Raw genomic sequence first — 18079 nt, forward strand, 5'->3', positions numbered from 1 at the left:
GGCCGATGGACTCAGCCGCCGTCCTTCTCCGGGGCACGGCCCGCGTAGTAGGTGGCGATCATGTCCTCGCCGCCGTGCCCCGCCGCTTCGGCGCGCGCGAATCGGTCGGCCGAGGCGGCGACCAGGTCCAGCCGCACCCCCGACTTCTCCGCCGCGTCCAGGATGAGACGGGTGTCCTTGAGCGCCGTGGACAGGGCGAAGCTGGGGGTGAGGTCACCCGAGAGTACGGCGGCGGACTTGCCCTGGAGATACGGGGAGTCCAGTGGGCCGCCCTTCATGGCATCGAGGAACGTCTGCGGGTCGATCTCCAGTCCCTCGGCGAGGTTGAGGCACTCCGCGATGTTGTTGACCATGGTGATCACCCAGGTGTTGACCACGAGCTTCAGCCGCGAGGCCGCTCCGGGGACCTCGGCGACCCAGACCGTGCGCTGCCCGATCGCGTCCAGCACGGGGTCCACCGTCGCCCGGACGGCGGAGGGTCCGGAGACGAAGACCGTCAACGCGCCCTGTTCCGCGGGCTGTCTGGTACCGGAGACCGGGGCGTCGAGATAGACCAGGCCCAGGTCCGCCGCGCGCCGGGCGAGATCGGCGGTGGCCTCGAACCCGACGGTCGAGCTCTGGAGGAGCACCTGGTCGGTGTGCAGCCCCGGCGACGCGGCGGTGAGGGCGGCGACGACGGAGGGGCCGTCGTTGAGCATGGTGAGGACGACATCGGCGCCGCGTACCGCTTCCTCCGCCGTCTCCAGGACCGTGGCGCCGTCGGCGGCCAGCGGGGCCGCCTTGGAACGCGTTCGGTTCCAGGCACGGACGTCGAGTCCGGCCCGCAGCAGACTCCGGGCCATTCCGGATCCCATGATCCCGGTTCCGAGGACGGCGACGGTCGGAGGCTTCGAGGTGGCGTCGGCAGCGCTTGAGGACATGAGGAACTCCCTTGGTCGGCCGCGCCCCGGTCGGCTCGCGGCGCGGTGAGTTCTCAGGATTGCCGCAGCGCGCCTTCGAGGACGGCAGCGTGCACGGCTCTGGCGAGTCGCCCGCCCCAGCGGGAGCGCGGTCCCGCGAAGGGTTCGCCGGCGCCGGGTTCCGGCGAGGGGGCGGCGATGCAGACGGCGTCGGTGGGAGTTCCCGAGCAGTCGAGACCCGCGTCCAGGAGTGCCTGGACCTTGGCCTCGGTGGCCGTGGCGACCGCGTTGACGAGTGCGGCGTCGGAGAGGGCCGTCGGCAGGACGACGACGATGTTGACGGTGCCGGGCCGCGGCGGTTCCCCGGTGTCCTCCGCCGGAGCGGCGGCCCAGCCGCGTACGCCGAGACCGCAGGTGGCGGTCGCCGTCACTCCCTCGTCGGCGGCGACCGTGTACGCGGTGACATCGGCGGCCGTCATCAGCCCGGCGCCGGGCCCGGTGAGGCGTTCCGCGGCGGCGATCTCCGCGAGGTGGCGGTCGGGATCCAGCCGCGGATAGCCGCCGGGCACCTGGGCGTTCAGGATCCAGGCGCGCGGGCCGATGCCTCCGCCGAGCACGGCGCTGCTGCACCCCCGCCATCCAGGTCCGAGCCGCCATACCAGGTGGTGGAGGTCCAGACCGTCCTCGTGCCGGGCCAGGAGTTCACCGCGCTGTTCGGGCAGCCGGACGCGTACGGAACGGATGGGGCACCCCCGGTGGCGCGGGACGTCGGAACGGTGATCGGTGGTCGGTCCGGCGATCATATGCGCCGCGGTTCTTCAACCCGCGGCCGGTGCGGTGCCGGGCCGGAGCCGTACCGGGAGCGTCCCGGTGCTGTTGCCGACGAAACCCGCGTGCCGGGGCAGCCCGGCCCGCGGGACGGCGACGTCCAGTTCCGGGAAGCGGTTGAAGAGCTGTTCCAGGGCGATCGTGGCTTCCATCCGGGCGAGCGGCGCGCCCAGGCAGTAGTGCGGTCCGTGGCCGAGCGAGAGATGGCGGGCGGCGGTGTCCCGGCCCGGTCGGGTCACGTCGAACCGGTCGGCGTCGGGCCCGTGCGCGGCCTTGTCGCGGCCGGCGGCCGAGTATCCGGCGAGCACGGGTGTGCCCCGCGGTATGACGGTGCCGTCGAGGGTGAGGTCGCGGGTCGGATAGCGGAACGGGAAGTAGCTGACCGGGCTGTCCCAGCGCAGCGTCTCCTCCACCGCGTCCGCCCAGCTCGCCCGGCCGGATCTGACCAGGCCGAGCTGGTCGGGGTGGGCGCACAGGGCCCGTACGGCGTTGGTGATGAGGTTCAGTGTGGTCTCGTGCCCCGCGACGATCAGGAGGAGCAGGGTGCCGATGAGTTCGTGCCGGCCGAGCCGGCCGCCGCCCTCGTCGCGGGCGGCGATCAGGGCGCTGGTCAGATCGTCGCCCGGTTGCTCCGCGCGGGCCGCGGCGACCGTTTCGAGCAGGGACACCAGCTCCCGGTTGGCGGCCACGGCCTCCTCGGGGCCGGTATCGGTCGCGACCACCCGGCTGGAGAGGCGGTGCAGCCGGTCCTGGTGCCGGTCCTCGACCCCGAGGAGTTCGCAGATGACGCCCATCGGCAGCGGCAGGGCGAACCGGGCGCGCAGGTCGACGGTGCCGTCGCCCTCGGTGGCGGCCCGCTCGACTCCGTCGAGCAGTCCGGCCGTGACGGTCTCGATCCTCGGCCGCAGCGCTGCCACCCGCCGTGCGGTGAAGGCCGAGGCGACCAGTGAGCGCAGCCGCCGGTGGTCGTCGCCGTCGGCCGTGGTCATGCCCCGCACGGTGGCGAAGGTCCTCAGCGGCCAGCCGTCGGGGATGCGTCCCTCGGCCAGCTCGGTGAAGTGGCACGCGTCCTTGGCCACGTCGGGGTGGGCGAGGAACTCCTTGAGCGCGTCGTGCCCGAGCACCGCCATCCCGGCGACGCCGCCCGGGAGCACGACGGATGCCACGGCGCCCCGGGCGAGCAGCCCGGCGTTGTCCGCGTGCGGGCAGCCGCCGGCCGGGTCCATGGGGTGCGGGGTGCTGGTCAACGGGGCTCTCCTGACGGTCGGCGGCACCGGTGCGCCCGACGGGCCTCGGGGCGGCAACCTGTTCGAGCATGCCGATCCTACGGTCGGCGGCGTCGGCGAGAAGGCGTGTTGCCGGAGTTCACAGGGCCTTCCGCACGATCAGGAGTTCATGCAGATACCGCTTGGTGATGCTTCCTCCGTACTGCTCGTCGATCAGGGCCCGGATGCAGGCGAGCATGCCGTGCCGCGCGGCCGGGGCGAGAGCCCGGTGGCCGGAGTAGGTCATCAGCAGGTCCAGGTACTCCGCCGGCGTGTACGTGATCTCGCGCGGGTGGCGGTGCACCTGGACCGGCCCGTCCCACGGGGGGTGTGCGAGTTCCTCGAAGACCGTTTCCGTCGACGCTTCGTTCGGCAGCACGATGTCCGGAGGGGTGGCGGGGTCCCAGCGCTCGTAGCACCGTTGCACCCGCGCGAAGAACTCGACGCTGCCGCCCGCCACATGATGGGTGGTGACGAGCGCCAGTGTCCCGCCGGGACGCAGCGCCTGCGCTGCTCTCGTGAAGCGCTGTGCGGGGTCGATCCAGTGGATGGCGGTCGCGCACACCACCAGGTCGAAGGGGTCCGGCAAAGGCGCCCACTCCTCGAACGGCGACACCTCGACGCGGGCGCGGGGGAAGCCGCGCAGATTGCGTCGCGCCACGGCCGCCAGCGAGGGGCCCAGCTCGACGGCCGTCACCTCACACCCCAGCGCCGCGAGCGGAACCGTCAACTGCCCTGTCCCCGGCCCGACTTCCAGCACTCTGCTCCGATCGTTGAGGCCGGCCAGGGCCGCCAGTTCCGTGACCAGGCCCACCGGATAGCGCGGGCGTATCCGGTCGTAGAGCTCCGCGTCCTCGTCGAATCTGCCGCGCAACGTGTTCATGCCCGGATACAACGCCGGGCGGTTCCCGCCGGTTTCCCGGTGCGGCAGAAAACGCGGGAACCGCCCGGCGCTGTATACGGCCGGTGGCACGTCGACATGCTCGCACCGGAGCCCTCGGTCCGCTGTTCGAGGAGGCGCAGCAGGTCCGTACACGGCGGAGCCGCCGGTACGGTGCGCGGTCACTGTCCGGAGTCCGCCGGCACGGCCTGTCCGACCGCGGCGGACTCCACCGGGGGCGGCGTCTCCCGTCTCGTGCTCCTCAATGTCATTGACGGGGCGGTTTGGCGATTCCGCGGTGCTGTGCCCTTCGGCCGCCCAGCCCCGGTCCCGGGTCCGGATTCCGGGCCCACCCCTCTCACGCCTCACTCGATTGGCCTAACGAAAGGGTGGCCTGCCCACCGCCGTGACAGGCGGCCAACGCCGAAGCACCGCGCATGTGACGGCCGCCCCGCACGAGTGGGGAGGTTGCAGCGTCCATCCGGGTGAGGCGCGATGGATATCGGACGCGCCTCCCCTGATGGATCCAGCCACAGGACGCGCCCGGGCGAGGAGGAATCGGTCATGGGAGCCCCTGACGGATTCACGGATTCCGGAGAGCTCGACGGCCTGACGGTGTACGACACCGCAGGCGAGAAGATCGGCAGTGTGGGCCGGGTGTATGTCGACGACAACACCGGCCGCCCGGACTGGATCACGGTGAAGACCGGCCTGTTCGGCATGAAGGAGAGTTTCGTTCCACTCGCCGGAGCCCGTCGCGTGGGCTCCGACCTGCACATCACCCATCCGAAGGACCGCGTCAAGGAAGCCCCCAGGGTGGACGCGGACGCGCATCTTTCCGTAGCGGAGGAGGAGGAGCTCTACCGCCATTACGGCCTTGCCAGGAACACCACCGCCCGGCTCGGCGGGCAGTCGGGCACCGGCACCACGGGCGCGGCGGGAGCCGCCGGAACCGGAGCCATGGGTGCGGCCGGCACCGGACGCACCACCGGCACCGGCAGGCCGTCCGCGGCCGGCACCTCCGCCTCCGGTGCGGACACCTCCCGCACCACCACATCACGGACGACCGGCGCAGCCGGCGCCGGTACGGGTCCGGGCAGGCACCGCGACACCGAGGCGACCGGCACGGCCCGGCCCCTCGTCGGCGCGGGGGCAGGTTCCGAGCGTGCCGCCGCGGACCTGGGCGGCAAGGAGGAGTTGATCCGCTCCGAGGAGCAACTGCACATCGGCACCGAGGAGTACGAGAGCGGCAGGGCCCGCCTGCACAAGTACGTCGTCACCGAGAACGTGACCAGGACGGTGCCGGTGACGCACGAAGAGGTACGGGTGATCCGTGAACCGCTGCGGCCCGGCGACAGGGCGGCGGGGCCCGCGGACATCCGTGAGCAGGACGTCGAGGTCACCCTGCACGCCGAGCGCGCCACCACGCGCAAGGAGACGGTGCCGGTCGAGCGGGTGCGCATGGAGACCAAGAGGGTGACCGAGCAGAAGGAGGTCTCCGCCGAACTCCGCAAGGAGCAGATCGACTACGCGGACGGCAAGAGCGTCGAAGGCGTCGAAGGCGTCGACCGCGGAGGCAGGCGAATCCGGGGCGGAGACACCGGAGGCAAGGACGTGGGCGGCGAGTTCGGCCGGGGCCGCCGCCGCTGACCCCCGCACACAGCGGCAGCCGGGGCAGCCGGCCGCACCGAGAGCACGAATGAGAGGCGGGCCCGTGTCGTGCCAGGGTCCGCCCTCAGGGGCGGCGCGTGGATGGCGGACTCGGGTTCCTTCGGACCGCGTGGATGGCGGACTCGGGTTCCTTCGGACGGGACGCCTTCCCAGGACCCTCGAAAGCCCAGGCCCCTCGAAAGAGGTCCCGGTGGCCGTGGCCCCGCCCGTCCCCCTCACCGCTGTGCGTCGCTTCCGGACTCTCACCGGATCCCCTGACCCCTGCGTGGAGTTTGACCGGCCCCGGCAAGCCATCGCGTGCCTCTGCGCAACTCACGGGCGGTGTGGCCGGTGGTACGCCGGGCTTGTGCGCCCGTCGCACCACCTGCCAGATGCCTACGGACGCTGTAGAGCGATCACGGCGTTGTGTCCGCCGAAGCCGAAGGAGTGGCTGACGGCGCGCCGGATAGGCAGCCGCAGCGGTTCTTTGGTGACGCAGTTGATGTCGAACTCGGGCGCAGGGGCGTCCAGGTTCGCGATCGGCGGTACGACTCCGCGCTGGAGCGTCAGGACGGTCAGTCCGGCCTCGATCGCCCCGGCCGCCCCCATGCAGTGCCCCAGCACGCCTTTCGGGGCGGTGACGGGCGGCCGGTGGGGGTAGACCCTGCCGATGAGGGCGGCTTCGGTGGCGTCGTTGATCGGTGTCGCCGTGCCGTGCGCGTTGATGTGCTCGACGTCCTCGGCCGCCCAGCCCGCGTCGCGCAGCGCGGCCTCGACCGCTGCCTGCGCGACCGCGCCGGACGGGTGCGGACTGGTGGGGTGGTGGGCGTCGGTGGTGGCGCCGGTGCCCGCGAGCAACGCCCGCGCTCCGGCGCCCCGGGCGGTGGCGTCGTCCGCCCGTTCCAGCACCATGACGGCGGCGCCCTCGCCCATGACCAGCCCGGCGCGGTCTGCCGCGAAGGGCCGGCACCGCCTGGCCGGGTCGCCGTCCGCCCGTGCCGCGGCCCCGGACCGGGCGAAGCCGGCCATGGCGGCCGGGTAGACGATCGACTCGGTGGCCCCGGCGATCGCGATGTCGCACTGCCCGGTGACCAGGAGGTCCCGGGCGACGGACAGGGCTGTGGCGCCGGACGAGCACGCGGTGCACGGTGCCATGCTGGGGCCGGTGGCCCGCAGTTGGATCGCGATCTCGGCCGCCGGCATGTTCGGGATGGTGAGCAGGATGCCCGACGGCGAGATGGCATCCGGTCCGAACCGGTCGAGTACGACGGCCTGTTCGGTCAGTGAGGCGGAGCCTCCGCTGCTGGTGCCGACGACCACCGCGACCCTGCTTTCCTCCCACCGCGCCGGGTCGAGTCCGGCGTCGGCGACCGCCTCCCGGGCGGCGAGGACGGCGAACTTGACGTACCTCCCCATCCGGAAGGAGGTGCGGCCGCCGATCGCGGCGTCCAGGTCGATCCCGTCGACCGTGCAGGCGAAATCGATCGCGCACCCTTCGAGTGCCGCGACGGTACGCACCGGCGAGACTCCGGCGCACACGCCTTTCCAGGTGGATTCGGTGTCGTTGCCGACCGGGGTGATCATTCCCAGGCCGGTGACGGCGATGGCGGGCTTGTTCATCGGGCGTTGCTCATCGGTGCCTCGCCGCCCGCCTGCGCCCCGCCGTCGGCAGCCGCGTCGATGAACCGCGTGATGTCGGCCAGGGTGGCTCCCTTGGGAAGCCTGTCGAAGTCCCCGTCGCCGCCCACCGCCTCCCTGATGAGGACGGCGAACTCCGCGACGGCGAGGGAGTCCATCTCCAGGCTGTCCATCGTGGAATCCGGCCGGATCTCGGCGGCGGGCACTTTGAAGGTGTGTGTCAGCACCTCGGTGATCTTTGGATGAATCGTACTCATGGGCTTCCTCTCCCTCGTTCGGTACGGCTGCCGGGGACGGTGGGCGCATCGTCCCGACGCCGAATCAACTGGGTGACGTGCCTCCAGTTACGCCTTGTGGCGAACCGATTCGGCACCGTTCTTCCGCGGCTGTGCGCCCCATCGGGCCAGAACGGCCCCGGTACCCCAGAAGGCGAGCAGCACGGCACGGACGCCGAGGGTCCCCGCCACCTCCCGTACCCGGCGGGTCCGCGGGGCCGTTCCTGCCCTGGTCACGGCCCTCACAGCTGCCCCGGAGCCGTTGTCCCCGCGGCGTGCGATTGCCAGGAGGCCGCCGGGTCGTCGTACGCGTCGACGTAATCGGCCCCCGCGATGGGCCAGTCGGCCAGCAGTTCCCGGGGAAGCGCGAAGGAGTCGGCGAGGGTGGGCAGTCGGGGGGCCACGACGGCGATGAGCCGATCCACCATGTCCGGCAGACCGCTGACCTGTTCGGCCGTCAGATGTCCTGCCGCCAGCAGGTCACCGCTGTTCCTGGTGATCCGGTCGAGGGCGAACAGCCGGTGCAGTGCGACCAGTTGTTCACGGGCGGGTCCGTCCGGCAGGCCGGCCACCGCGTCCGTGTACGCCTCGGCCGCCTGCCGGTGGGCGTGGGCCTCGACGCCGCGCAGGGCGGGCCCGGACGCGGCGTTCCACCGTCCCAGCGGATCGCCGTGGGGGGCGCGGCCCATCCGCTCCCTGGCCCGGCCGAACCAGATCGCCTCCAGGGCCGCCAGGAGCCTGCCGAGGAACCGCGTGTCCGCGAGATCACCGGATTCGCCGGCGGAGGGGATTGCGTTCCCCGCCGGTTCGGTGGCGAAGAGCATTTCGGCGGCCGCCTTGGCGTGGATGGCCAGGTTGTCGCCCTCGGCGGTGATGGCGCCCTCCACTCCGGTGATGAGTTCGCTCATGCCGTTGTTCTCCAGGAGTGCCTGGGCACCGCATCGTTCGCGGCATTCGACGATCACGGACCTGGCCTGCCAGGTGATCCAGCCCTTGGCCACGGCGACCAGCCGTTCCGCCTCCTCCGGCCCCGCGCCCGAGCCGTCCTCCCGCCGCTCCCAGCGGTCCAGCGCCCTGCGGTGCAGCAGGCTCATCGCGAAGACGGTGGCCATGGCCAGGGCGAGCGGGCCGTGGTGGCTGCGGTGGGCGATCACCGGTACCTGCCGTGAGCCGCGCGGCCCGGAGATGTACCGGTGGCCGCCGTAGCGGACGGCGACGGCGAGCGTCGCGCGCGCACAGCCGACCGCACAGGCGCTCATCGAGATCTTGCCGGACGTGACGCGCCCGATCGACGCAAGGAGGCGACGCCTCCGGTTGCCGACGGCGCTGCTGAACCCGCCGTCGCCGCCGATCCGTCCATGGTCCCCGCCGAGCAGCGCGTCGCGCCCCACGAAGACCCGGTCGAACGAGGTCAGGCAGTGGTCCACCGGGCTCCCCGTGCGTGCGGGAAGCCTGCGGACCCCTACACCGGGCAGGGCCCGTACGGCGTCGGTGAGGGGGACGAGAAAGAGGAAGACCCCGTGATCGGTGCCGTCGACGAGCAGGCGGGCGGCCACGAGTCCCGTCTTGGGGCCGCCCGCCGGACTGGTGTTGGGCATGAACTTCTGGGCACCCGCGTGCGGGGTGTGCAGCACGAACCCGTCGCGTGCGCGGTCGTAGGCGGCCACGGTCTCGACGGCCGCCGCGTCGTTGCCGTGGGCCACCTCCGTACAGAGGAAGGTGCCGATGCTCCGCAGCCCGAGGAAGTCCGACAGGTCGCGCCGGGTGCCGTCCTCGTGGTCGAGGAGGCTGCCGAGAAAGAGGTTGTAGTGGATGCCCGCCACCGTGGCGAGTGCCGGGTCGACCGGGCCGAGCCATTCGTGCAGGGCCGCGAGGGAGCGGGGATCGGCGGCGAGCCGGGCGCCGCTGTCGAGGCGGTCGTTGAGGACGCGCAGCCGCTCGTACGTGAGGCTCAGGCGCTCCTCGGGGGTGCGGTGCTCCGGGCGGCGGAACGGTTCCGTGCTGATGAGTCGCTGCCAGAAGCCGTGCTCCCGGCGGTAGTTGTCGCCGAGGAGCACAGCGGTGAGGAGGTCCGTGGACGGTTCGGTGGAGGGGCTGTGGGTCGTTGCGGTCATGCGACAAGAACGATCAGTCAACGGCGAGGACACCGGGGGCCGTCCGCCGCGGACCGTCCGGTTCGGCACGTTGGAAGGCGAGTACGACGTTGTGCCCGCCGAAGCCGAAGGAGTGGCTGAGTGCCCGCTCGGCATCTTGCATGCGGGGTTCCTTGACCACACAGTCGAGGTCGAACCCGTCCGGCAGCGAGTCCAGGTTCGCGATCGGCGGGACGAGCCCCTGCTCCAGGGTCAGTACCGTGGCCACCGCTTCGATCGCCCCGCCCGCGGCGAGGGTGTGACCGAGCACGCCCTTCGGCGCCGTCACCGACGGCCGGTGGGGGAACAGTTCCGAGATGAGCGCGGTCTCCATCGCGTCGTTCAGCCGGGTCGAGGTGCCGTGCGCGTTGATGTGATCGATCTGGCGGGCCGCCCAGCCCGCATCGCGCAGTGCCGCCTCCACGGCCCTGCGCGCCCCGGCTCCGTCCGGGGCCGGGGCCGTGGGGTGGTGGGCGTCGGTACCGGAACCCGTACCGGCCAGCAGGGCGCGGGGCCGACCGCCGCGGGCGTAGGCGTCGGGCGTCCGCTCCAGCACCAGCACGGCGGCGCCCTCGCCGATCACGAATCCGTCCCGGTCGGCGGCGAACGGCCGCGATGCCCCCACCGGGTCCCCGGTCCGCCGGGAGAGCGCTCCCATGCCCGCGAAGGCGCTCACCACCAGCGGCGTCACCACGGACTCCGCGCCGCCCGCCACCACCACATCGCACTGGCCGCTCATCAGCAGGTCGCGGGCGACGGCGATCGCGGTGGCGCCGGACGCGCACGCCGTGGCCGGTGCCAGGCTCGGGCCGTGCGCCCGCAGCGCGATGGCCACTTCCCCCGCGGCCGCGTTGGGCATCATCATCGGGACCAGGAGCGGCGACACCGCCTCCGGTCCCCCGTCGTCCAGCCTGCGCAGATTGTCGACGAGCACGGACACCCCGCCCACGCCGACCCCCAGCACCACGCCCACCCGGTCGCCGTTCCACCGCTTTGGCGACAGCCCGGCGTCCGCCACCGCCTGCCGGGCGGCGATCAGCGCCATCTTCACGAACCGTGCCATCCGCCACACCGCGCGTCCACCGACGGCCTCGTCCAGGTCGACACCGTCCACCGCACAGGCGAAGTCGACCGGCAGTCCGGCCAGTTCGTCGCATCGCCGGGCCATGGACACGCCGGCGCACAGTCCTGCCCAGAACGCGTGCTCGTCCGCGCCCGCGGGAGTCACCAGCCCCACTCCCGTCACCGCGACACCCATCTCGGCCCGCCCCATGTTCCGCCCCCTCCTCCGTAATCGATCATGCCTACCGGTTGTCGAACGGCAGTAGCCCCGCCGAGGATGCGCCCACTGGGCTGAACGGGTGACCGATGGGCCGAGTGGACCGATCCGTGTGGCACGTCCGGTATGCGCTTTCACCCGTCCGCAGCAGCCCACCGCGCTGTGCGCAGCGGTGGGGCATCCCCTGGGGAAATGGAAGCGGAAGGTAACCGGCCGGAGTCCCCGCAGGCGCGTGCGGAACTGGAGGCGCTGCGCGCCAGGGTGGCGGCACTGGAGGAAGGCGACCCGGACCGCCACCGGCCGCGGGCCCGTTCGCTGCTCGCCGTGCTGCTCGTCCTCGCCGCGGCCGTCCTCACGCCGCTGAGCATCGTGTCCACCTGGGCGAGGAACGAGATCGGCGACACCGGCAACTACGTCGCGATGATGGCTCCCCTCGCGTCCGACGCCGATGTGCAGGCCGCGGTGACCGACCGTGTCACCGGCGCCGTCGTGAAGCACCTCGATCTGAAGGCTCTGCTGGCCGATGTCGCCCCCGCGGACCGTCCGGTGGTCGACAAGGCACTCGCGCGCCTGAGCGGCCCCCTCACCACGGGAGTCTCGGACTTCGTCCACCAGACGGTGGAGAGGTTCGTCGCCAGCGACGCCTTCGCGACGATCTGGACCGACCTCAACCGGACCGCCCAGTCCGCGGCGCTGAAGGCTCTGACCGGGAGCGGTGGCGGTGCGGTGAAGCTCACCGGCAACGCCGTCACCATCGACCTGGCGCCCGTGATCGACCGGGTGAAACACCGCCTGGTCGACGACGGACTGACGATCGCCGCGAAGATCCCCGCGATCCACACCGACTTCACCGTGCTGACCTCCGACTCGGTCGGCCGGGCGAAGAAGGGGTTCCGGGCCCTCCAGATCATCGGCTTCTGGCTGCCGCCGGTCACTCTGGTCCTGGCCGCGGGCGGGGTGCTCCTCGCGGTGCGCCGCCGCCGCGCACTGGTGACGACGGCGCTCGCGGTCGCGGCGGGTGCCGCGGTGCTCGGGCTGGCCGTGTGGCTGGGCCGCGCGTTCTATCTCGACAGCCTCCCGCCCGAGGTGTCGCAGCCGGCAGCCGGTTCCGTCTTCGACGCCCTGGCCGGCCCGGTACGCACCCTGGTCCGGCTGGTGATCACGCTGGGCATCGTGGTGGCCCTCGCCGCGTGGCTCACGGGTGACGGCCGCGCCGCCACCCGTGTCAAGGCCATGTGGAACGATGGTATCGGTGCCGTACGGGACGCGGCCGGTGTCACCGGTGGCCCGGCCGGCAGGTGGGTGCACCGGGCCAGGCCCTGGCTGAACTGGACGGTGGTCGTGGTGGCCGCGGCGGTCCTGGTCGCGTGGGACCGGCCGACGGTCCTGGTCACCGTGTGCGTAACTCTGTGCGCGCTGTTCGCCCTCGCCGTCGTCGAATTCCTCGACGACGACAGCGGACCGCGTGCGTCGGTGCCCGGATGACGGACGGGCAAGGAGCCTCTCCCGCCGTTCCCCGACGTCATGGCCCGGCGCCTGCCGATCCGCCGGCGGAAGAACCCGGAAGGACGGCGCAGGGCCCGCGCGGGGTGCGCCGTGGGCCGGCCCCGGTCTGCCGGCACCCGCACCTCTGCGGCCCGCCGCTCACCTCCTGGTGGCGTTCCGCCCGCGCCCGCCCCCACGAGCCCCCGACCGGAACATGGCCGGCCGGTATCGGGAGGACGAGCCCCCGTCCTCGCCGTCCGGCCGGCCGAATCCGCACCGTCGTGTTCAGCTCCGGGCGGAGGGCTGTCCCGTAATCCCACGCCCGCCGGGGATTACGGGACAGCCCTGAGGGCCGCCTTCAGCTCCGCCTCGTCCGGCGGGTTGGCGCCGGCCCGTGCGACGGTCACGGCGGCGCAGGCCGCGGCGTGGCGCAGGACATCGGTCACGGTGGCCCGGTCCAGCGAGCGCAGCCGTTCGCGGCCGTCCGGGCCGAGCAGTCCGTGGGCGGTGAGGGCGTGCAGCGTGCCCGACATGAAGGCGTCGCCCGCCCCCACCGTGTCGACCACGTGGGTGGGCAGCGCACCGACCGTCACCTGCCCGCCGGGAAGGACCGCCAGGGCGCCGTCGCCTCCCCTGGTGACGAGGACGACGGCCGGGCCGGTGGCGAGCCATCGCTCGGCGGCCTCCTGCGGATCCAGGTCCGGGTAGAGCCATTCGAGGTCCTCGTCGCTGGCCTTGACCACGTCGCTGAGCGCGACGCATCGCTCGGCCTTCCGTACGGCCGCGTCGTGGTCCCCCATCAGTTCGGGTCGCACATTGGGGTCGTAGCTGACGGTCGCGGACGTCCGCAGCGACTCCACGGCGGCGAGGACGGTGGCCGCGCCGGGTTCCATCACCGTGGCGAGGGAACCGGTGTGGACGTGCCGGGGCGGCCGGTCCAGGGTCACCGGGGCGAGCGTCCACGTGATCTCGAAGGTGTACGAGGCCCGGCCGCCGCTGTCCAGGGTCACGGCGGCGGACGGGGTGGGCGCCGCGGCACCGTCCGTGCGGACCTCGACCCCGGCACCGGCCAGGTGGTCCCTGAGCAGCCGTCCGTTGTCGTCCGGGCCGAGCTGGGTGAGCAGGGTGGCACCGTGCCCGAGCCTGGCCAGGCCGTACGCCACATTGGCCGGGCTGCCTCCCGGGTGGACCCGGTCGGCCGCACCCGGCAGCCGGACGATGTCGGCGACGCATTCGCCGATGACCAGCGGGTCGAGTCTGTCGAGCATGAGGGTGGGGTCTCCTGGTGAGCGGTGGCGAAGATGTCCGGGCAGGCGGTGCGGCCGCCGGACACATTGAGCCCGATCCTGCCGCGTGCGTGGCGGGTGCCGGTCACCTCGATGGCCGTCCAGTCGTCGTCGGCGACGGCGGCGGCGGCGGCGAAGTGGGAAGCGGGGCCGGCGGGTCGGCGGGCCGATGCCGGATCGTGGGGGCCGTACGGCATGGAGACGCCGTGCTCGTCCCGGCGACCGCCGCGTCAGGTTGAGGTTGCCGACGCGTACGGAGACATCGGGCATCGAGGTGGGTGCGTCGGCGGGGACGAGGCGTCGGGGTCGACGGCGAGCGCCGTTGGGCCGGTGGGCGCGCTCCTCGGCCGAGGCCCGGATGCGGACCCGGGCCTCCTCGGGGGTGCCGGCGACGGCGCGCTCGTCGAAGGCGAAGGAGACGGTGGTGCGCGAGATCTCGAAAGGGCGGGCGGCATCGCACGCCGTCACACGTCGTGCCTTGTCCGTGGCCATTTCCTTCACCCCTGTGTGCCGCGACGGCGGGCCCTGTTCTGGCTGCGCGCCACAGCAAGGCGTGTCCGTACGATAATGCGGGCGGTTGCGAGGGGTTGGCGGAGGGTGTGGACGGCCGAGCCCCAGCCTTGCGGGCAGGACCGGGGGACTCGGATCGGCAGGCAGGTCAGGAGGCGTCCTTGCGCCCCTCCTCCCCGTACCGGCGCTCGAACTTGGCGACCTGCCCCTCGGAGTCGACCACGCGGGCCTTCCCGGTGAAGAACGGGTGGCTCTCCGCGGAGATCTCCACGTCGATGACGGGGTAGCTGTTGCCGTCGTCCCAGTCGATCGTCTGCTCGCTGGACGCGGTGGACCGGGTCAGAAAGGCGTAGCCCGCCGAACGGTCGCGGAAGACCACGGGACGGTAGGGCGGGTGCTTGTCCTGCTGCATGCCTGCTCCTGGGGACGTGCGGGGTCGGCTCGGGGCGCTCCTGGCCAGCCTTGCGAACCGGGGCGCCCGGCGCGATCGCTGGCGTCCGTACGGGGCACGGCCACGCGGGGCGGGGCGTACGCGCCCCGGGCCGCATACGTCACCGCCGGTGGGCGGCGGCCTCCAGTGCGTCGGCCACGAGCGTGAGGAAGCGTGCGTGGGCCTGCGGGCTGCAGACCGGCTCGGGGTTCCAGGGCAGCACCCGGGCGGCGCGGGTGATCGCCGACCACGCCTCGTTCGTCCGGAGTTCGCCGAGGGGGGTGGCGTTGGCCCGGATGTCGGCGAGCACGACGGCGGGCCGCAGGGCCGCGGCGTCCGCCCAGTCGACCGTCGACCAGTTCGCGCCGGGCCCCTGGGCCGGTTCCACGAGGTCGACGCCGAGCTCGGCCAGCACCCGCAGCTCGGGCCACATGCGGGGGCGGGCGAGGTGTGTCCGGTCCTGTCCGGCCGGGGAGAGGGCGACCACCCGGGGCCGGTCCGGTCCGGCGGCGAGCGTGCGCAGCCGGTCCCGGGCGGCGTCCAGGTCCTGGGTCGCCGTCGTGGGCTCGTCGGCACCGAGCGACCGGGCGAGCTGGGCGAACCGTTCGCCGATCTCCCCGAGAGTGCGGGCCTGGCCGACGTCGATGACGACGACGGGGACGTGCTCCTCCAGATGCTTGGCGGTCTCCGGGGCGAGCCCGTAGACATGGCCACCGCCGTAGCTGACGGCCACGACGAGGTCCGGCCCACCGCTCAGCAGGGTGTCCACGTCCAGAGCGCTGCCCGCACCGAGGTAGCGGACCTCGGTCAACGGCAGCGATCCGGTCTTTGCCCTGTCCGGCTCGGCGTGGTCGTCGTGATCGGAGCCGAATATCGCGCTCGGACGTATCCCGCGGTCCCACAGGGTCGCTCCGGCCTGGACATAGGCCAGTACCCGTTCCGGGCGCCTCGCAGCGGTCGACGCCTGTCCACGATCGTCCGAGAACTGCCACATGGTCTGCTCCCTCACGTCACACGCCCCTCGCCGCTGGCCGCTGCGCCCCTTTTTTTCCGGGTCGTACATCTGTACCTGCCCAGCGAACCCCCGGGGCACCCCCGGTGCGGCCCGTCCGGCGCGGATGGCGCGGATGGCGTGGATGGCGCGAAGACACCCGCGCATGGCCGGGGCCGACGCGTCCGGCACGGAAGCCGTTGGGGTTTGGTGGCAGCCCCGGCGGCAGCATGGCGGTGGCCTGGTCTTTCCACTCCCTCCCCGGAGGAAAGACCAGGCCCGTATCGCGCGGGGCGCCGCGCGCGGCCCGGCACTGGCCACGCCCTGGCGGCCGCGCACCCACGGCCCCGGACCAGCGGGCCGGCCAGGGCCCACGGCAGAGCAGCGATCAACGACCGCGGCGCAGCGGTTCTGCCGGGCGCCATGGCCTCTTTGGCGGGGCGAAAGCCCCTGGGCCGGGGGCAACCGGACGGGTGTGACTGGGCAGGGAGCTCGGCACCGCTGGCCAGCGTCGTTGCTCAGGACCGGCTCGGTGGTCGGTCGCGGCCGGTGTCGGGGTCGGCGTGCACGAGAGCGGCGGTCAGCCGGGGCACGGCGTTCAGGAGGGCGCGTTCGGCGTCGACAGCGACCTGGTGGGCCTCGCGGCCGCTGAACCGTGGGACCCGCGGGACGGGTTGGTGTGCAGGGAGCGCACCGTGCGAGCGGACGCCGGGCGCCGTCCGGCCGATGGCGACGGACGCTACAGGTCCGCTTCGGTGGTGCGCCCCAGGTAGGTGACGGGGCCGGGGTCCGGCACCCGGATCTCGCCGAAGCCGAGGCGGTCGTAGAAGGCCCTGGCCGGAGTGTTGGCCGTGAGCATGGACAGATGCACGGCCGCGACTCCCCTGGCCCGCAGCGCAGCCAGGAACGTACGCATCAGCGCTCTGCCGTACCCCTTCCGCTGCCATGCGGGCAGCAGATCGATGTGCAAGTGCGCGGGATGGGCCGCCAGTTCGGGGAGGGCCATCCGCTCCGGATCGTGCAGGAGGGCGGTCATCTCCTCGCTGGGGGTACGCGGCGGGCCGTCGGGCACCGGGAAGCGCTCCTCGACCATCGGCAGCCATTCCTCGCGGAACGCCTCGACGAACCGCGCCGTGTTCGCGGTGCCGAGGATGTAGCCGACCGCTCGGCCCGTGCCGTCGTCGATCACGAAGGCCAGATCGGGTTCGAGGTATGCGTACGGTGCGGCAAAGATCGACGGCATCAGCTCCTGGTCCGGGTAGAGATGCCGGGAGTCGCCACCGTTGTCGGCCGTCCGGACGCAGATGTCCGCGAGGGCCGCGCGGTCGTCGGGGTGGTAGGGCCGTGGCCCGGCAAGCTGGGTCATCGCCTCATCCTGCCGAAATTGGGAGCGCTCCCACAAGCCTCGGGAAGCAAAATCCCCGAGGCTGTGTACCCTGCCGCGTGCCCGCCGGTGCCGATCTTCCCGAGCGGGTCCGCTCCGTGCTCGCCGCCGTGCGTCTCCCTTCGACGAGGGGTGCGCGGCGAGTCCGGGCGATCGGCCGGTGCGCACCGGCCGATCGGGACTTCCCGCGGAGCCGCCGCCGACCGCTGCCGGAAGGCCGGAGGGGGAGTTGTCAGTCGGCGTCGACGCCGAGTCCGGTCAGGAACGCCGCGGCAGCCGGGGTCGGGCGGAAGCGGCTCCAGACCAGCCGCTCCGTGCGGGCGGGCGCATCGCGCACGGACAGCACGTGTACGCCGGTCAGTTCCGCCGCGAAGGCGGCCGGCAGCAGGGCGATGCCGAGCCCGCTGCGGACCAGCCGGACGATGAAGTCCGTCCCGCTGACCTCGAACGCCACCTCACGGGTGAGTCCCGTCGCCGCGAACGCCTCCTCCGACTGCGCTCGGGCGGCGGTGCCGTCCGGATGGTCGACGAACGTTTCCTCCGCCAGCCGTTCCAGGCCCACTTCGGCCGTCCCGGCCAAGGGGTGGGCCGGGGCGACGACGGCGACCAGTTCGCCCGTGGCGAGTTCGTGATCGCTCACGCCCTTCGGCCGGTAGCTCGGCAGTACGCCCAGGAACGCCACGTCGAGCGTGCCGTCCCGTACTTCCTGGACCAGGTCCTTGCTCGCGCCGTCCCGCAGCACGATGTGCACCCTCGGGTAGCGGAGGTGGAATGCCCGCAGCGCGGCCGGGATGTCCACCGAGGCGACGGTCGGGACGGCTCCGACCGCGAGGCGTCCGCGGACCTCCCCCGCCGTGGCCGCCACCTCGGCGCGGGCCCGCTCCGCCGCGTCCAGCGCCTGTCTGGCCGCCGGAAGGAACGCCTCGCCCGCCGCGGTGAGCCGCACCTGACGGCTGGTGCGGTCGAAGAGCCGGGCACCCAGCTCCTTCTCCAGCCGGGCGATCTGATGACTCAGGGCGGACTGGACGACCAGGCACCTCTTCGCGGCGCGGGTGAAGTTGCCCAGTTCCGCCACCGCGACGACGTACCGCATCTGCTGTAGTTCCATCCATCCATCGTGAACCACGATCGATGGAATGAAAAACAT

The 18079-nt window shown here is 72.8% G+C and carries 15 protein-coding genes and 1 riboswitch; of the genes, 2 read left to right on the top strand and 13 right to left on the bottom strand.

The window, feature by feature from the left end; translation table 11 throughout:
• Positions 1 to 11: 11 nt before the first annotated feature.
• The 4 genes from ACFVT1_RS14610 to ACFVT1_RS14625 all read right to left on the bottom strand — a co-directional run bounded on the left by ACFVT1_RS14610 (position 12) and on the right by ACFVT1_RS14625 (position 3875).
• Complete coding sequence (locus tag ACFVT1_RS14610; RefSeq protein ID WP_389795105.1) at positions 12 to 920, bottom strand: NAD(P)-dependent oxidoreductase; 909 nt, start codon at positions 918 to 920, stop codon at positions 12 to 14.
• A 53-nt stretch (positions 921 to 973) separates the two neighbouring features.
• Positions 974 to 1702 (bottom strand): adenosylcobinamide amidohydrolase, encoded by a 729-nt coding sequence (locus tag ACFVT1_RS14615; protein ID WP_389795107.1) that lies wholly within the window; start codon positions 1700 to 1702, stop codon positions 974 to 976.
• A 15-nt stretch (positions 1703 to 1717) separates the two neighbouring features.
• Positions 1718 to 2953, bottom strand: a complete 1236-nt coding sequence (locus tag ACFVT1_RS14620) for a cytochrome P450 (RefSeq protein ID WP_389795492.1) — start codon at positions 2951 to 2953, stop codon at positions 1718 to 1720.
• A 139-nt stretch (positions 2954 to 3092) separates the two neighbouring features.
• On the bottom strand, positions 3093 to 3875 hold the full coding sequence (locus ACFVT1_RS14625; protein WP_389795109.1) for a class I SAM-dependent methyltransferase: 783 nt from the start codon (positions 3873 to 3875) through the stop codon (positions 3093 to 3095).
• 561 nt (positions 3876 to 4436) lie between these two features.
• Between ACFVT1_RS14625 and ACFVT1_RS14630 the strand changes: the two genes are divergently transcribed.
• Positions 4437 to 5522 (top strand): PRC and DUF2382 domain-containing protein, encoded by a 1086-nt coding sequence (locus ACFVT1_RS14630; protein ID WP_389795111.1) that lies wholly within the window; start codon positions 4437 to 4439, stop codon positions 5520 to 5522.
• Positions 5523 to 5660: 138 nt separating this feature from the next.
• A riboswitch (cobalamin riboswitch) is annotated at positions 5661 to 5793 on the bottom strand.
• A gap of 125 nt (positions 5794 to 5918) precedes the next feature.
• Here the strand turns inward: ACFVT1_RS14630 and ACFVT1_RS14635 are convergent.
• The 4 genes from ACFVT1_RS14635 to ACFVT1_RS14650 all read right to left on the bottom strand — a co-directional run bounded on the left by ACFVT1_RS14635 (position 5919) and on the right by ACFVT1_RS14650 (position 10840).
• Positions 5919 to 7142: a beta-ketoacyl-[acyl-carrier-protein] synthase family protein gene (locus ACFVT1_RS14635; protein WP_389795113.1), complete on the bottom strand. Its 1224-nt coding sequence runs from the start codon at positions 7140 to 7142 to the stop codon at positions 5919 to 5921.
• Positions 7139 to 7417: an acyl carrier protein gene (locus ACFVT1_RS14640; RefSeq protein ID WP_389795115.1), complete on the bottom strand. Its 279-nt coding sequence runs from the start codon at positions 7415 to 7417 to the stop codon at positions 7139 to 7141. The genes ACFVT1_RS14635 and ACFVT1_RS14640 overlap by 4 nt, the downstream gene beginning before the upstream one ends.
• Positions 7418 to 7677: 260 nt before the next feature.
• On the bottom strand, positions 7678 to 9549 hold the full coding sequence (locus ACFVT1_RS14645; RefSeq protein ID WP_389795117.1) for an acyl-CoA dehydrogenase: 1872 nt from the start codon (positions 9547 to 9549) through the stop codon (positions 7678 to 7680).
• A gap of 13 nt (positions 9550 to 9562) precedes the next feature.
• Positions 9563 to 10840, bottom strand: coding sequence for a beta-ketoacyl-[acyl-carrier-protein] synthase family protein (locus tag ACFVT1_RS14650; protein ID WP_389795119.1), 1278 nt, complete (start codon positions 10838 to 10840; stop codon positions 9563 to 9565).
• Between the two features lie 198 nt (positions 10841 to 11038).
• On the opposite strand from ACFVT1_RS14650, the gene ACFVT1_RS14655 reads away from it, so the two are divergent.
• Positions 11039 to 12331 (top strand): hypothetical protein, encoded by a 1293-nt coding sequence (locus ACFVT1_RS14655; RefSeq protein ID WP_389795121.1) that lies wholly within the window; start codon positions 11039 to 11041, stop codon positions 12329 to 12331.
• A gap of 332 nt (positions 12332 to 12663) precedes the next feature.
• Here ACFVT1_RS14655 and ACFVT1_RS14660 read toward each other — a convergent pair whose 3' ends face one another.
• From ACFVT1_RS14660 to ACFVT1_RS14680, 5 genes are all read right to left on the bottom strand, one after another.
• On the bottom strand, positions 12664 to 13599 hold the full coding sequence (locus ACFVT1_RS14660) for a carbohydrate kinase (RefSeq protein WP_389795123.1): 936 nt from the start codon (positions 13597 to 13599) through the stop codon (positions 12664 to 12666).
• A 676-nt stretch (positions 13600 to 14275) separates the two neighbouring features.
• Positions 14276 to 14539 carry a type B 50S ribosomal protein L31 gene (locus tag ACFVT1_RS14665; RefSeq protein ID WP_266744486.1) on the bottom strand — a complete coding sequence of 88 codons (264 nt, stop codon included), beginning with the start codon at positions 14537 to 14539 and terminating at the stop codon, positions 14276 to 14278.
• A 139-nt stretch (positions 14540 to 14678) separates the two neighbouring features.
• Entirely contained in the window at positions 14679 to 15566 is an 888-nt protein-coding gene (locus ACFVT1_RS14670; protein ID WP_389795125.1) for an ABC transporter substrate-binding protein, read from the bottom strand.
• Positions 15567 to 16287: 721 nt separating this feature from the next.
• Positions 16288 to 16914 (bottom strand): GNAT family N-acetyltransferase, encoded by a 627-nt coding sequence (locus ACFVT1_RS14675; protein ID WP_389795127.1) that lies wholly within the window; start codon positions 16912 to 16914, stop codon positions 16288 to 16290.
• Between the two features lie 250 nt (positions 16915 to 17164).
• On the bottom strand, positions 17165 to 18040 hold the full coding sequence (locus tag ACFVT1_RS14680) for a LysR family transcriptional regulator (RefSeq protein ID WP_389795129.1): 876 nt from the start codon (positions 18038 to 18040) through the stop codon (positions 17165 to 17167).
• Between the last annotated feature and the right edge of the window lie 39 nt (positions 18041 to 18079).

The organism is Streptomyces sp. NPDC057963 (assembly GCF_042887155.1).
Lineage (GTDB): Bacteria > Actinomycetota > Actinomycetes > Streptomycetales > Streptomycetaceae > Streptomyces.